We start from the raw sequence: 16,746 nt of genomic DNA, 5'->3' as shown, positions 1-16,746 counted from the left end.
GAGCGGCACCGCCGGTCGAGCACCGGGCTGACGGGGTGTCGGCTCCGGCTCCTCGCCAGAGAGTCTCACCAGGCAACGACGGCAGGGCGCTCGTCGGCGCGGCCGACCGGATGACAGTCCCAGCCCGCTCCGGCCTTGCCGTACCAGCCCGCACCGCCGGTGTCGTCACCGCCTCGCTCCTCCGCGACTCGAGAGCGGCGAGCCAGAGCACAACGGACCCTCCAAGGCAAGCCCCAATCCGCAGCTGGGCTTCTTCCAGGCGCAGCGACAAGGGTGCCTGACCAGGACAGATGCCCTGGTCAGGCACCCTTCAGGCGCCCTTCACGGCGCAGCGTTGAGCAACGAGCCGAGACGTGCGGAGAGGTGGATGGCGGCGCCGTCCATCAGGGCGTCGGCGATCGTCTCCACCGTGCGGGCTCGCCACGGATGGAGCTCGGTGTCCGCGACCACCTGGTTGAAGGCGCCCATCGCGGGGCCGCAGTGCACCAGGTAGTCCACCCGGGAGCGCTGGTCACCGCTCACGGCGAGGCGGAAACCGCGGGTGAAGTAGCCGCGGAACACAGCTGCCAGCTGCTGCTCGGGGGTGCTGCCCGCGGCGACCGGCGCGGGGGCCTCGCCGCCCAGGTACCGGTCGAGAACCTGGCTCCTGGTCTCGTCGTCCAGCTGGGCGAGCGAGCCGTGCCGGCGCCACAGCTCGTGCAGCCGGGACGCCCGGGCCGGGAAGAACAGCCCCCGCTTGAGGTAGCGGGCCTGGACGCCGAGGTCGAACAGCTCGCCCCAGGGCGCGGTGTCCACGTCGTACTCGCGGGCCTCCTGGAGGATGTCCTTCACCTCCGCGCTGGTGGCCGCCTCCACGGAGCACTGGTTGACCGAGCCGGTCAGGACGAAGTCGGCGCCGAGCAGGAACGCGGCCCCGGCGGCCTCGGGTGTGCCGATGCCGCCCGCGCACCCCACGTGCACCCGGTGACCGCCCGTCGCGGTCGTGTCGCGCAGCCGCAGCACGGCGGGCAGCAGGGTGAGCAGGTCGGCCGTGCTGCTCAGCCAGCCGCCGTCGGCCTCCACGCACAGATCGTCCGCCATCGGCCGGCCGGCCGCCGCGCGGGCCTCCTGCGCGGTGACCTCGCCGGACTCCAGCAGCCGGGCGACCAGCCGCTCCGGCGGCGGGGCCAGGAACTCGGCGGCCACGTCCGTGCGGGACACCTTGGCGACGATCCGGCCGCCCTTGAGGCGGAACCGGACCAGCGCCGGGGTGATCAGCGGGAAGCCGGACGCCTCGACCAGGTCGACGCCGTGCCGCAGCAGCAGGTCCACCAGGGCGGACTCCTCCTCGGGGGCGCCGTGCCGGTACAGCAGGTTGACGCCGAAGGAGCCGCCCAGGCCCAGTTCCCCGGCCAGGTCGCGCAGCAGGCCGTCCACCTCGTCGAGGGGCAGGCCGCCGGTCCCCAGGAAGCCGAGCAGCCCGGCCTTGGCCGCCGCGCCCAGCATCTCGCGGCCCGAGATGCCGCCGTACAGGGCGCCCAGCAGGTACGCCCGCCGCAGGCCGTACCGCTCGCGGAAGGTTGCGGCTCCGAGGGTGTCGGCCGTCGGGGCGGCGAGGGCCGCGGGTCGTACGGGGGGCGGCACCTGGCCTGCAGGCAGCGGATCGTCGAGTCGTTCCCCCGCCCTCGGCGCGGGCAGCGGCTCCGCGTTCTTCCTGATCTTGGCGACCAGATTGGTCAGGACCCGGCCCGGGCCCAGCTCCACGAACTCGAAGTCGCCGTGGCCCATCAGCCGACGCACCGTGTCGGTCCAGCGGACCGGGGAGTCGATCTGTGCGGTCAGGTTCGCCTTGACGGCGTCGGGGGCGTACGGCTGCGCGTCCACGTTGGCCAGTACCGGGACGGCCGGGGTGCGCAGGGTGAAGCCGTCCAGGAAGCGGGCGAACTCCGCGGCGGTGTCGCGCATGTGGCGGGAGTGGAAGGGCGCGCTGACGTTGAGCCGGACAGCGCGGACACCGGCCGACTCGAAGGCGGCGCGAGCGGCGTCGACGCGCTCGGCCGGACCGGACAGCACGAACTGGTCGGGGGCGTTGTAGTTGGCCAGGTCGATCTCGTCGAGGCCGGAGTCGGCGAGCACCCTCAGCACGGTCTCCTCGTCGCAACCGACCACCGCGGCCATCCCGCCACCGCCGGCCTCCGCCATCAGGGCGCCGCGCCGCTGCACCAGGCGCAGCCCGGTCTCGAAGTCGAAGACGCCGGCGGCGAACAGGGCGGAGTACTCGCCGAGGCTGTGGCCGATCAGGTAGTCGGCCGGCTCGGCGTCCTCGGCGAGCCGGTCGAGGTAGGTCAGGCCGCTGACGACGTAGAGCGCCGGCTGGGTGTACTCGGTACGGGCCAGACGGCGCTCCGGGTCGTGGACGCACAGTTCCTCGATCGAGTAGCCGAGCACGCGGTCGGCGATCGCGGTCTCCCCCGGGTACCTGGCGAACAGCTCCTTGCCCATCCCCCGCTGCTGAGACCCCTGGCCTGGGAAACCGTAGACCTTCATACCGTGTGCCTTCCTTGCCGTCTTCGCTGTCACCGGAGCCGGATGTGGATGTGGTGCCTGTGGATGTGGTGCCTGGGGATATGGCGCATGTGGAGGTGGTGCATGTGGAGGTGTGATCGCCGTGGGGGAGAGGGAGGAGGCCGGTGCCGCGAGTGTCCGGGCCTGTTCCAGGACCCGTGGGTCGTGGCCGAACGGGCTGAGCAGCGGCAGCGAACGGGAGCGGTCACCCGCCGGGAGGTTGCCGCGGACGAAGTTGTGCAGGGTGCCCGAGGGGCCCAGGTCGAGGTAGAGGAAGTCGCCGCGGGCCCGCATCGCGGCCATGGCCCGCTCGAACTCGATGGGTCTGCGGGCGACCTGCCAGAAGTGGTCGGCGCCGGGCCGCTCGACGAGCCGTCCGTCCACGCACGACACCCAGGGGATGCGCGGTGGGGCGAAGGTCACCCCGTCGAAGGCGGCCCGGCACTCGGCGAGGACACCGTCCATCAGGCTGGAGTGGTAGGCGTACTCGACCGGCACCCGCTGGTGCAGCACCTCGGCCGCGCGCAGGACCGCCTCGGCCCGGTCCAGGTCCGCGTCGGCGCCCGCGACCACGATGTGGCCGGGGTAGTTGCGGGCGGCGACCTCGCAGCCGGGCAGCGCGGGGATCCGGTCCCGGCCGTCCGGGCGGGTGATGACCGCGAGCAGCCCGCCGCGCGGGCCCGCCGGCAGGCTCTCCGCCTGCCGGACGAGCAGCCGCAGGCAGGTCTCGGCGTCGATGCTGCCGGAGAGGACCGCGGCCGCGTACTCGCCGAGGCTGGAGCCGAGCAGGTAGTCCGGCTCGATGCCGTCCGCGCGCAGGGTCTCGCCCAGCGCGAGTTCGATCATGACGATCGCCGGGTGGGTGAGACGTGTGTCGATGAAGGGGTCGTTCCTGCGCCGGGCCGGGTCGAGGATCCGGGCGAGGACCGACTCGCCCAGCAGCCCGGCGGCGACGGCGTCGTACCGGCGCAGGGCCGTGCGGAACACCTCGTCGGACTCGAAGAGTTCCTCGCCCATGCGGTAGTACTGCGAGCCCTGCCCGGAGAACATGAAGACCACGGGCAAGCGCCCGGTGGGCGGCCCGTTCCTCGGGGGCGTCGGGGGCGTCCCGGCGGCCGCGGTCATCGGTATGTCTCCCAGAACAGGCCGGCCGCCGACCGGGCAGATGCGTCGGGTGCCTCGCAGGCGGCGCCGCCCCGGACGACGACCGTGCGCTCCGACGGGGGCTGCGGCAGCGGCGCCCGGGCGGCGCGGTGGTCCGCCGGGGCCGGGGCGAGCAGCAGATGCGCGTTGGTGCCGCCGTCGGCGAAGCAGTTGAGCGCGGCCCGGTCCGCGCCCGCAGGCCACGGGCGGGGCTCTCTCGGGAAGTACATCGCGGAGGCGTCCAGGTCGAAGTGCGGCAGGGGCTGCTGTCCGGAACGGAACGGCACCTGCTGCCGGTGGTGCAGCATCAGGACGACCTTGATGAACGCCGCGATGCCCTCCGCGGCCAGCGGATGACCGATGTTCGGCTTCACCGATCCGAGCGCGAGCCGCACCGAACGGGCCGGGCCGGCACCGTAGACGCCCTCGATCGCCTTCAGTTCGAGCAGGTCGGTGACGGTCGAGCCGGAGGCGTTGGTCTCCACCCAGCCGACGTCCTGCGGCGCACGGCCGCTGAGCGCCAGCGCCTCGGCCATCACGTCCTTCTGGGCCCGCAGGTTGGGGGTGGCCGGTCCGGCGGTGCGGCCGTCGTTGTTGATCGCGATGCCCTCCAGCACGGCGAGCACCCGGTCGCCGTCCGCCCGGGCCTGGGCCAGCGGCTTGAGGACGACGACGCCGACGCCCTCACCGAGCACCAGGCCGGCCGCCCGGCCGTCGAACGCGTGGAACTCCGGCCCGGGGTTGAGCAGCCCCCGCTGCCCGAACACCTGGTGCGCCCGGTCGTCCGCGAGCAGGCTCACACCGGCGACGACGGCCGACTCGACGGAACCCGTGCGCAGTGCCTGTACGGCCATGTCCATCGCCACCAGGGCGGAGGAGCAGGCGGTGTCCACCACCAGGCTGGGGCCCTGGAAGTCGAAGAACTGGGAGATGTTGGCCGCGAGGTAGTTCTGCCCGGTGACCACGACCGGGTTCTTGGCCCGCTCCAGGGCCGCCGGGTCGGGGGTGTGGGTGGCCCGGCCGCCGACGTACACGCCGACCCTGCGGCCCTTGAGGTCCGCCGGGCGGTGACCGGCGTGGTGCACCGCCCTGTCGACCTCCTCCAGCAGGAGCAGCGCCTGCGGGTCCATCGCCTTGACGTCCGCCTCGGACAGCAGGAACCGCTCGGGCGCGAACCGCAGCACCTCCGGCAGCAGCCCGGCGTGGTAGCCGAGGGAGCGGCCGAAGCGGGAGTCCGGGACGGGACGCAGAGCCGTACGGCCGTCCCGCAGCAGCTCCCAGTAGGCGTCGGCGGAGTCGGCGTCGGGGAAGCGGCAGGAGAGGCCGACCACGGCTATGGCGCCCGCTCGCGGGTCAGGGGTGAGGGACGTGGCGCCTTGCCGGTGGACGGTGGCGGGTGGGGCGGAGGGTGTGTCGAAGGCCCAGACGGATGCCGGGGCGGCGGATTCCGACGGTGTCGGGGCGGCCGACTCCGCAGCCCCGGCCTTAGCCTGAGTCTCAGCCTCAGGTGCCGTGCTGCCGGTCTCCGTGCCGCCGGTCTCCGTGTTGCCGAACTCGGCGAGCAGCTCCGTCCGGTGCTCCTCGCCGAGATACCCCGCGAAGCCGTTCATCGTCGGGTGTTCCAGCAGGGCCGACGGGTCGACCGAGACGTCCAGGCGCTGGGCGACGGTCTGGACGAGCTGGGTGACCATGATCGAGTCCATGCCGTAGTCATGGACCGGGACGTCCCCGGCCAACTTGGCCCGGTCGAAGCGCAGTTCCGCCGCGAGCCGGTCGAGCAGCCAGGAGGCGACCGCCTCGACGGCGGCACGCACGTCCGCGCGCACGTCCGCGCCCGCGCCGGCCATCGATCGTGGCGCGGCGGGCGGTGCGGCGGGCGGGGTCTCCAGGCGTCGTGCCGTCAGGCGCTCGGCGCTGAACTCGGCGCCGGGGCGCGGCAGTACGGGCAGCACGACCCGGGCGCCGCTCTCCAGCGCGCGGTCGAGCAGGGCCAGCCCCTGTGCGTCGGTGAGCGCGGCGAGGCCGGAGGCCTGGTAGGCGGCGCTGCGGGCCTCCCCCATGCCGGTGTCCTTCCAGCTCGGCCACTGCACGCTGACCAGGGGCAGGCCGTACGGGCGGGCCTCGGCCACCGCGTCCAGGTAGGCGTTGGCCATGGCGTAGTCGCTCTGGCCGACCGCGAGGGCGGGAACGGCGGCGGCGACCGACGAGTACAGCACGAACAGGCCGAGCGGCTCGTCCCGGAAGCACTCCAGCAGGGCGTCCAGGCCGAACACCTTCGGTGCGAGGACACGGTCGACGCCGGTCTGCGGCTTGCGGACGAACGCCGGGTTCTCGAAGTCGGTGAAGCCCGCGCTGTGGATCACGCCGCCGACCGGGCCGAGCCGCAGTCTGACGTCGGCGAGGACCTTGGCGAGCGCCTCCTTCTCGTCCAACGGCACGGCGATGGCCTCGAGTTCGACGCCCCGGGCGGCCAGTTCGGCGAGCGGGCGCAGCTTGCGGCCCAGCGGGCCGTCCGCGGCGATGTGCGCGGCCCACTCCGCGCGCGGCGGCAGCTCCTCGCGGCCGGTGAGGACCAGCTTGCGCACGCCGTGCCGGGCGACGAAGTGGCGCGCGGTGAGCAGCCCGAGGCCGCGCGTGCCGCCGGTCACCCACAGCACATGGTCCGCGGGGAAGCCGAGTGCGGCGCGCTGTGCCCGCGGGGCGTCGGCAAGCGTCGCCAGGTGGCGCGCTCCCCCGCGGTAGGCGACCTCGGCGGGCTCGTCGTCGGCGGACAGCTCCTCGGCGACCCAGCGGCACAGCTGCTCGTCGCTCGCGGCGCGGTCGATCTCCACGTGGCGGGAGCGGACGTGCCGGTACTCGCTCTGCAGCATCCGGTACAGGCCCACCCGGGCCGCTCCGCCGAGGGCGGGCGCACCGCGCGAGACGAGCAGGGCGCGCAGGTCGCGGCGGCCGAGGTCGACCAGGTGCTGGAGCCAGCGCAGCCAGGAGGGCAGGTCGGCGTGCGGGGGCGGCAGCACGGTTCCGGTGCAGCCGGCCAGGTCGACGACGGCGTCGAAGCGGTCCCAGCGGGTGCCGGCGTCGGTGAGGTCGGCGTCGATCCGGTCGACGGTGAGCACCTCGGCGGCCGGCAGCGCCGCCGCGAGCCGGGCGGCCAGCGCCTCGGTACCGGGTGCGGCGAGCACGGCGGTCAGGGCGGGCGGCGCCGAACGGGGCACGGGCGGGGCGGGGCGCCACTGCCGAGTCAACAACAGCCCCTCGGGGTCGCGTCGGGCGCCGGGGCCGCTGTGGCTCGCATCGGACGCGTCCTGGTCTGCGCCCTGCGCACTCGGGCCGCCGCCAAGCGCGTCCCGCCCGCCGCCAAGCGCGTCACGCCCTGCGCCAAGCCCATCGTGCCCGCCGCCAAGCGCGTCCCGTCCGGCACCAAGTACGTTCCGCCCGGCGCCGAGGGCGGCCAGTTCGGCGTCGGCCGCGGCCAGCCAGACCCGGTCGCCGTCGAAGGGGTAGCCGGGCAGCGCCACCCGGGCGGGCCTGCCGCCGGGGTGCAGGGCAGGCCAGTCGACCTGCTGTCCGCCGGTCCAGGCGGTGCCGTACGCGGCGGGGTCGGCGGGGAGCCGCTCGCCCGCGGCGGGCCGGCGCGGGTCGACCACGCCGGTCCAGCTGCCCGCCGGGGTGCCGCCTGCGGCGAACTCGTCGAGGCGGGCGCACAGTTCGGGCAGGTCGTGGAAGAGCACGGCCAGCCGGTGGGCCATCGCCTCCCGGCCGGTCTGCAAGGTCCAGGCGACCTGCGCGGGCGTCGCGGCGGTGCCCTCGGCGCGCAGGTGGCCGACGAGCCGCCGGGCCTGCGCGGCCAGCCGGCCGGCGTCCCGCGCGGAGAGCACCGCCAGCTGAGGACCGGCCGGGACGGCCTCAAAACCGGCACCGGCACCTTCGCCGTCGCCGACGTACTCCTGCAGGATGATGTGGGCGTTCGTGCCGCCCGCGCCGAAGGAGCTCACGCCCGCCGTCCTCGGCCGTACCCTGCCGTCCGCCAGGACGCGGCGGGGCCAGGGCGCCCGCTCGCGCTGGACCTCGAACGGGGTCGCCGTGAAGTCGATGTTCGGATTGAGACGGTCCGCGTGCAGGGACGGCGCCAGCTCGCCGTGCCGCATCTGGAGCAGCACCTTGGTGATCGCGGCGATGCCGGCGGCCGACTCGGCGTGGCCGATGTTGGACTTGACCGAGCCGATGGGCAGCCGCTCGGGCGGCTCCTCGCCGAAGGCCCGCAGCATGCCGGTGATCTCGACCGGGTCGCCGAGCGCGGTGCCCGTGCCGTGCGCCTCCAGGTAGTCGAGGTCGGCGGGCGCGAGCCCGGCCCGCTCCAGCGCCGTACGCACGAGGTCGCCCTGGGCCTTGGGGTTGGGGACGCTGTAACCGGCGCCCGCGCCGCCGTGGTTGACGGCGGACGCCTTGACCACGGCGAGGATCCGGTCGCCGTCGGCGAGGGCCGCGTCCAGGCGCTTGAGCAGGACGGCGCCCGAGCCCTCGGCGGGCACGTACCCGGTGCCGCCCTCGCCGAAGCTGCGGCAGCGCCCGTCCTCGGCGAGGAAGCCCCGCTGGGCGAGCTGGAGGAACTTCGCCGGGTGGCTGGAGATGTTGACCCCGCCGGCCACGGCGACGTCGCAGTCGCCGTTGCGGATGGCGAGGCAGGCCTGGTGGATGGTGACCAGCGACGAGGAGCACATGGTGTCCAGGCCGATGCTGGGCCCTGCGAAGTCGAAGAAGTACGACACCCTGTTGGCCACCGAGGCGTACGACGAGGAGGTCGCGAAGCCCTCGCCGCGCAGCGCCTCCTGGACGCCGTACAGCTGGTAGTGGCCGTACATCATGCCGACGAACACGCCGGTGCGGGTGCCGCGCAGTTGCTCGCGGGTGTATCCGGCGTCCTCCATCAGATGCCAGACGGTCTCCAGGAACACCCGTTCCTGCGGGTCGGTGTGCTCCGCCTCGATCTGCGACATCCGGAAGAACAGCGGGTCGAAGCGGTCGGCGCCGGGTACGAAGCCGCCCCACTTGCCGTAGGTCTTGCCGGTGGCGGACTTGTCCGGCGAGTAGAACAGGCCGTGGTCCCAACGGTCGGCGGGGATCTCCTCGACGCTGTCCCGGCCGGCGCGCAGGTTGCGCCAGAACTCGGTGACGTCGTCGGCCTGGGGGTAGCGTCCCGCGACGCCGATGATGGCGATGGCGGCGTCCTGCGGGGCGGGCGCGACAGACGCGACGGGCGCGACCGGCTCGGCCGGCTTCGTCGGCAGCACGGTCGCCGCGGGGGCGGTGGTGTCCGGGACGGCGGCCGCCGGGAACGCGCCGGGGTGGGCCCCGGCCAGGTGGCCGGCCAGGTCGCGCACGGTCACGTACTCGAAGAGCAGGGTCTTCGACAGCGGGCCGACGTGTTCCTCCAGGCGGCGGATGAGGCTCATCGTGATGAGCGAGTCCACGCCGTAGCGGTCGAAGGGTTCGGCGACGGCGATCTCCGCCTCGGGCAGCTTCAGTTCCTCGGCGAGCAGCCGCAGGACCAGTTCCTCGGCGCGCTCGTGCGCCCCGGGCGCGGCGGTGGCGGACCCGTCCTTGTGCGGTCCGGCGTCTTCGAGGGCCCGGAGGATGCGGTCGGGGTCGCCGGCGGCCAGGAGCAGGCGCGGCGCGGTGTGGGCGAGGGCGCGGTCCAGGGCGTGCAGGGCGGGCGCGGTGCGCAGTGGGCGCATGCCGAGCACACGCTCCATGTAGGCCTCGGCGTCGGCGTCGACGCGCATCCCGCCGTCGGCCCAGACCGGCCAGGCGGCCGCGAGGGTACGACCGTGCCGGACGCCCTCCCGGCGGCGCCGCTCGCGCTCCTCGGCGAAGTGGTCGAGGAAGGCGTTGGCGAAGGCGTAGTCGCCCTGGCCGGCGTTGCCGAAGGCCGCGGCCGCGGAGGAGAGCGCGACGAAGTAGTCCAGCGGTTCGTCCGCCGTCGCCTCGTCGAGCAGCACGGTGCCGTGCACCTTGGCGGCGAGGACGGCGTCCGCGTCCGCACGCCGCTTGGTGCGCAGGAGCCCGTCCCGGAGGACGCCGGCCGCGTGCACGACGCCGCTGACCGAGCCGTGCGCCCGGCGGGCCTCGGCCACCAGGTCGCGCACGGCGGTCGGGTCGGTGACGTCGGCGAGCACCACCAGAGCGCCGAGGGCGTCGGCGCGGGCCCGGGTCTCGGGACCGGGGGCGGTGCGCGCGGCGAGCACGATGCCGCCGCCGGTGACACCGGCGGCCCGCCGTGCGGCGGCGATGTGCTCGGCGACGAGCAGGCCCAGGGCGCCGGTGCCGCCGGTGACGATGTGCGCGCCGGCGCCGGTGAACGCGGCGCCCGGCGCGGCCGGGAGGCTCACGTGCCGCCAGGCGCGGCGGGCCCTGCCCGCCGCGTCCATGCGCACCTCGGGGCCGCCGTCCGTGCCGAGTTCGGCGACGACGGCCTCGGCGAGCGGACGGCCCGGGGCGAGGGCCAGGACGCCGAGGGCGACCGACGGGTGCTCCAGCCGCACGGTGCGGGCGAAGGCGGCCATCGCCGGCTGGGCGGGCGACGGGGCCGGCTCGGGGTGGACGTACAGATAGCGCAGGGCGTCGCGGCGCTCGCGCTGCCAGGCCCGCAGGAAGGCCAGGGCCGGGTGGAAGCCGTGCTCCACGGAGTCTCGGGCGGTGCGGTCGCGTCCGGCCAGGTGGACGACGTGGACGGGTCCGGCTCCGGCGGCGCGCACGGCGGCCTCGGCGTCGAAGCCGCTGCCGATGCCGCTGCCGCTGCCGCTGCCGAGCGGGATACGGCGGACGTCGGCGCCCGTCGCCGTGAGGGCGGCGGCCACGTCGGTGGCGTCGGCGGCAGCAGCGGCGGGCTCGAGCAGCAGGACCCGTGCGGCGGCGGGGAGTCGGCCGTGCGGAGCGGGCGCGGCCTGCCAGCCGGGCTCGAAGGCGTGGACGACGTCGAGGGAGGGCACGGCCTGTATCCCGGGCGCGGGTGCGGTGTCCGTCGGCCGCGTGGCGTCCGTGGGGCGCAGCGCCCTGAGTGTGAAGGACTCCAGCGCGACGGCCACCTGCCCGTTCTCGTCGAGCAGGGCGACGTCGAAGGCGAGGGAGCCCGCCGGGGCGGGGCGCCGGGCCGGGGTGGCGTACGCGTAACCCCGCTCGGGCAGAGGGGCGTACAGACGCACCGAGCCCAGGGAGAACGGCAGGTACGGTGCCGGGCCCGCCGGGTCCCCGGCGCCGGGGACGAGCCGGCCCGCGGTCTGCAGGGCGGCGTCCAGCAGCGAGGGGTGGAAGGTGTACGCGTCGGCGTCCGCGCGCTGCGGCTCCGGCAGGCGCAGCGTCGCCAGCGCCTCCCCGGGGCCCTCGGCGATCTCCTCGATCACCCGGAAGGCGGGACCGTAGGCGAAGCCGAGCCGGACGAAGGCGTCGTAGCAGTCGGCCCCCGCCCGGACGCGGGTGCAGCGGGCGCGTACGTCCGCCGGGGCGATGGGGGCGGGCCGGGAACCGGGGTCGTCGAAGCGCAGGGTGCCGCCGGCGTGCACCGGCGCGTCCTCGGCGGCGCCGGCCACCTCGAAGGCGGCGCGGGAGCGGTCGCCGGTGACGCGGACCAGCAGCGGGTGCCCGGTGTGGCCGGCGGCGAGCCGGACCGGTGCCGCCCACACCAGGTCGTCGACGCCGCGCACCGGGGCTCCCCCGGCGGCGAGTTCGCCCGCCAGGCGGCCCATCTCCAGGTAGCCCACGCCGGGCAGCACCAGGTCGCCGCCGACGACGTGGTCGCGCAGGTAGAACTCCTCGCCCGTCAGCGTCTTGGCGAACCGCTGCTCGCCGAAGGTGGAGACGTTGGCGTCCAGGAGGGTGGGGTGCAGCCGGGGGCCGGGCTCTGCGGGGCGCTCGCCGGGGGCGACCCAGTGCCGGGGGCCGGCGAACGGGTAGGCGGGCAGGTGGACGCGGCATCGGGCGGCGCCCTCGTGCAGGGGGCGCCAGTCGATGTCGGCGCCGTGCAGCCAGGCGGCGGCCAGGGCGTGGAGGTCGCGCCGGTCCGGGGGGACGGGGTCGCCCGCCTGAGGGGCGGTCACCTGGGCGGTGCGTACGGCGGAGGGGCGTCCGGCCAGGTACGCGGTGAGCTCGGCGCGCAGGGCCGCGGCGCCGTCGGCGACGACGGCGAGCCGGTGCGGCATCGGCTCCCGGCCCGTCTGCAGGGTGTGGGCGAGGTCCCCGGCGGGGACGTCCTGGCGCCCGAGGTGGTCGGCGAGCCGGGCGGCCGAGCGCCGGAGCGCGTCGCCGTCGCGGGCCGAGAGCACGAAGACCTGCTGGGCCGCGGGCTCGTCGCGGGTGTCCGGCATGGGGGGTTCCTCCAACACGATGTGCGCGCCCGCCCCGCCGAAGCCGAAGGAGCTGACGCCGCCACGGCGGGGCAGCTCGGCTCCGTGTGCGTCCCGGGGACGCGGCCAGGGCCGGGCGGTGGCGGCGACCTCGAAGGGGCCGCCGTCGAGTTCCAGGTAGGGGTTCTGCTCGCGGAAGTGCAGGCCGGCCGGGATGGTGCCGTGCCGCATCGACAGGACTGCCTTGAAGAGTCCGGCGATACCGGCGGCGGCCTCCAGGTGGCCGATGTTGGTCTTGACCGAGCCGATGGCGCACGGAGCGAACCCGGCGGGCGCGTCCGCCCCCGCCCGCAGCCGCCGGAAGGCGGTGCTCAGGCCGGCGGTCTCGATGGGGTCGCCCAGGGCGGTGCCGGTGCCGTGCGCCTCGATGTAGCCGACGGTGTCCGGGTGGACGCCGGCGGCCCGGTAGGCCTCGACCAGCAGGTCGGCCTGGGCCTCGGGGTCGGGGGCGGTGAGCGAGGTGGTCCGGCCGGCGTGGTTGAGCGCGGCGGCCTTGATCACGGCGTGCACGGCGTCGCCGTCGCGCACGGCCCGCTCGTGCGGCTTGAGCAGGACCACGCCCGCGCCCTCGCCGCGCACATAGCCGTCGGCGCGGCTGTCGAAGGCCTTGCAACGGCCGTCGGGGCTGAGCATCTCGCCCTGGCTGAGCGCCTCGTAGACGCCCGGGGCCAGGATGAGGCTGACGCCGCCCGCGATGGCCAGGTCGCAGGTGCCGTCGCGCAGGGCGGCGCAGGCCTGGTGGACGGCGGTGAGGGAGCCGGAGCAGGCGGTGTCGACGGCGATGCTGGGACCACGCAGGTCGAGCAGGTACGACACGCGGTTCGGGACGATCGACAGCGCGGCGCCGGTGAGGGTGTGGCCTTCGGTGGCGCGTCCGGCGGCCCGCTGCACCTCGTGGTAGTCGGAGTTGGTGACGGCGATGAACACGCCGACCCGCTTCCCGGCCAGCTCGGAGGGGCGGTGGCCGGCGTCCTCGACGGCCTGCCAGACGGTTTCGAGCAGCAACCGCTGCTGCGGGTCCATCAGTTCGGCCTCTCGGGGTGAGATGCCGAAGAACGCGGCGTCGAACCGGTCCACGTCCGGGGCGAAGCCGCCCCAGCGGGAGCGGGAGCGCGGATGGTCGCGCCAGTCCCAGCGGTCGGCGGGGATCTCGCCGACCAGGTCGTCGCCGGCGGCGAGGTGGTCCCAGAACTCCCTGAGGTCCATGGAGCCGGGCAGGCGCCCGGCCATGCCGATGACGGCGACCTCACGGCCGGCGGGGGCCATCGGGGTCCCGGACCCGGCGGGGACGGCCGGCATCTCGGGCCCGGCCGGAGCGGCGTGTTCGGTGGCGGATGCCTGGGGGGCCGTCCCGAAGTGGGCCGTCAGCGCGGTCGCGTGGTGCTCCCACAGGTGCTCGGCGAGCGCGTGCAGGGTGCCGCGGCGGTAGAAGAGGGTCGGGTACTCGGTGATGCCGTACACCTTGCGCAGCTCGGCGCTGAGCGCGGTGAAGCTCACGGAGTTCATACCGGTCTCGCCGAGCGGCGTGTGCACGCCGATGTCCTCGGGACGCAGGTCCACCAGGGCGGCGACCATGCGGGCCAGTTCGTCGACGAGGGCCTGCGTGCGGCCGTCGGCGGCCCCTGCCGGGGCGCCGGTGCGGGCCGCGGGCGGGGACCCTGCGCCGAAGCGGGCGCGCAGGTCGGCCAGGGGCAGCGCGGCCAGCGCGGTGCGGTCGGTCTTCCCGTTCAGGGTGCGCGGGAAGCCGGTCACCCGGACCAGCGCGTCGGGCACCATGTGGTCCGGCAGCCAGGCCGCCAGCCGCTCGCGGTCCGGCTCGGCCGCGCCGTCCGCCAGGACGTAGCAGGCGAGCAGGGTGTGCGAGCCGGCTGCCTGTCCACGGGCCACGACGACGGCCTCGCGGACGCCGTCGAGCCGGCGCAGGGTCGCCTCGATCTCCTCCGGCTCGATCCGGTGGCCGCGCACCTTGACCTGGGAGTCGAGCCGGCCGAGGTACTCGATCGTGCCGTCGGCGAGCCGTCGTACGAGGTCGCCGGTGCGGTACATGCGGGCCTCGGCGCGCGCCGCGAACGGGTCGGGCAGGAAGCGCTCGGCGGTCAGTTCGGGGCGGCCGAGGTAACCGTCGGCCACACCGTCGCCGCCGATGTACAGCTCCCCGGCGACGGCGGTGGGGACGGGCCTGCGCGCGCTGTCGAGGACGTGCAGCGCGGTGTTGGCGATCGGGGCGCCCAGGGTGACCCGGCCGCCCGGGGTGAGGCGGCTCGCCGCCGACCAGATGGTGGTCTCGGTGGGGCCGTAGAGGTTCCACACCTGCCCGTTGCCCGCGAGGAGCGCCTCGGCCAGGTCGGCGGGCAGCGCCTCGCCGCCGCACAGCACCTTCAGCGCGGGGTCGCCCTGCCAGCCGGCGGCCAGCAGCATGCTCCAGGTGGCCGGGGTGGCCTGCACGACGGTGGGGCGGGCCCGTTCGAGGGCCTCGCGCAGCCGCAGCCCGTCGCGGGCGTCGGCGGCGGCGAGCACCTCCACCGTGCCGCCGGTGATCAGCGGCAGGTACAGCTCCAGGCCGGAGATGTCGAAGCAGACGGTGGTCAGGGCCAGCAGGGTGTCGCCGGGTCCGAAGCCGGGCTCACGGGCCATCGACCACAGGAAGTTGGTCAGCGCGCGGTGCGGCACCCGGACGCCCTTGGGACGGCCGGTGGAGCCGGAGGTGTAGATCACATACGCGGCGTCGGACGGGCCGGCCGGGCCGGGCGAGGGCAGGGCCGGCGGCTGCTCGGCGGTGTCGACGACCAGCCGGGGCACCGCCGTGCGGCCGGCGCCGCAGGTGGAGTGGGTGAGCAGCAGGTGCAGCCCGGCGTCCTCGGCCATGTAGGCGAGCCGGTCCTGCGGGTAGGCGGGGTCGAGCGGTACGTAGGCGGCACCGGAGGCCTGGACGGCGAGGAGCGCCACCGGCAGGTCCTGGTCACGCGGGAGCAGCACCCCGACGGTCCGGCCACGGCCCGCTCCGGCGGCGGTGAGCCGGGCGGCGAGGGCGTCCACGTGCTGTACGAGCGTGCGGTACGTCAGTTCGGCGCCGGCGTGGCGGACCGCGACCGCGTCGGGCCGGGCGTCCGCCTGCCGTCGTACGAGTTCCCAGACCAGGGTGTCGGCCGGGTAGTCGGCGGGGGCGGGCGGGGTGAGCCGGGCCCGCTCGTCCTCGGTGAGCAGGTCCAGGTCGGCCACCGGGGTGCCGGGCCCTTCGACGGCGGCGGCGAGGAGGGCGGTGAAGTGGGCGCCGAGGCGGGCCACGGTCTCCTCGTCGAAGAGGCCGGGGTCGTACTTGAGCGTGTAGCGGCAGCCCTGCTCCTGCTCGACGACCTCCAGGGTCAGGTCGAACTCGCCTTCCTGGTGCACCCCTTCGACCGGGCCGAGCACCACGGCGTCGCCGGACGCGTCGCGGCGGGCGGTGCGGGTCCAGTTCTGGAAGTAGAAGGCGACGTTGAAGGGGGCGCCGGCCTCGGGGTCCGTGCGGCGGAGGTCGTCGGCCAGGGTGATCAGCGGGTACGCGCTGTGTTCCAGGGCGTCCAGCACGGTGCGGTGGACGCGGCGGACCAGGCCGCGGAACTCCTCGGCGCCGTCGACGCGTTCGGCCAGCACCACCATGTTCATGAAGTACCCGAGCGTGTCGTCGAAGCCGTTCGCCGGGCGTCCGGCCGTCGGTGTGCCCACGGCGATGTCGGCCTGGTCGCTGTAGCGGTGCAGCAGCGTGAACCAGGCGGCGAGGACGACCCCGAACAGGGAGGTCTGCTCGGCGCCGGCGAGCGCGCGGGCCCGGTCGGCGACCGCAGCCGGAATGTGCCCGTCCAGGCTCGCCCCGTGGAAGCCCGGCGCGGCGGGGCGGGGCCGGTCCAGCGGCAGCGGCACGGTGGTCCTGCGCCCGCGCAGCCGTTCGGTCCAGTACGCGCGCAGCCGTCGGCCCTCGGCGCCGGCGAGCAGCTCGCGCTGTCGGGCGGTGAAGTCGGCGTAGCTGCGGGCGGGGCGCTCGGCGGGGAGGGCACGGCCCGCGAGGAGCGCGCGGTAGCCGCGTTCCAGCTCGCGCATGAGCAGGGCGATGGAGACGCCGTCGAAGACCAGGTGGTGGAAGGTCAGCAGCAGCGCGTTGCGGCCGTCGCCCAGGGTGTAGAGGGTGGCGCGGACGAGGGGGCCGGCGGCGAGCTCGAAGGGGCGGCGCAGGTCGGCGCGCATCCGGTCACGCAGCTCGGCGTCGCTCGTGGCGGTCAGGAAGACCTGCTGGAAGGGGAGTTCGGGCTCGGTCGCGATGCGGGCGTACGGCCCCTCGTCGCCGGCGTGGACGGTGGCCCGCAGCTCGGCGTGCCGGTCGACCACGTCCTGCAGGGCGGCACGCAGGGCGAGCACGTCGAGGCCGCGGTCGAGCCGGAGGGCGAGGGGCAGGTTGTAGGCGTAGGTGCCGGGCGCGATCTGTTCGATCACCCAGAGGGCGCGCTGGCCCTCGGACAGGGGGTGGCGGCTCTCCTCACCGTCGGTGCGCGGGCGCAGGACGCGGGCCGCGGCCTCGGTGGCCGGGGAGACGGCCGGAGCGGCGGCCGGGGCGGCGGCCGGAGCGGCGGCCGGGGCGGCGGCCGGAGCGGCGGCCGGGGCGGCGGCCGGAGCGGCGGCCGGGGCG

The 16,746-nt window shown here is 75.5% G+C and carries 2 protein-coding genes; both read right to left on the bottom strand.

From position 1 onward, the window contains the following. Nucleotides 1-321 precede the first annotated feature (321 nt). A complete protein-coding gene (gene fabD, locus ACWD4O_RS40925) occupies nucleotides 322-3,669 on the bottom strand; it encodes an ACP S-malonyltransferase (RefSeq protein ID WP_451288124.1) in 3,348 nt (1,115 codons plus the stop codon). After that, complete coding sequence (locus ACWD4O_RS40920) at nucleotides 3,666-16,580, bottom strand: amino acid adenylation domain-containing protein (protein ID WP_451288167.1); 12,915 nt, start codon at nucleotides 16,578-16,580, stop codon at nucleotides 3,666-3,668. The genes fabD and ACWD4O_RS40920 overlap by 4 nt, the downstream gene beginning before the upstream one ends. Nucleotides 16,581-16,746: the final 166 nt, after the last annotated feature.

The sequence above is a fragment of the Streptomyces sp. NPDC002623 genome, assembly GCF_053592635.1.
This window is presented reverse-complemented; position numbering and strand designations above follow the sequence as displayed.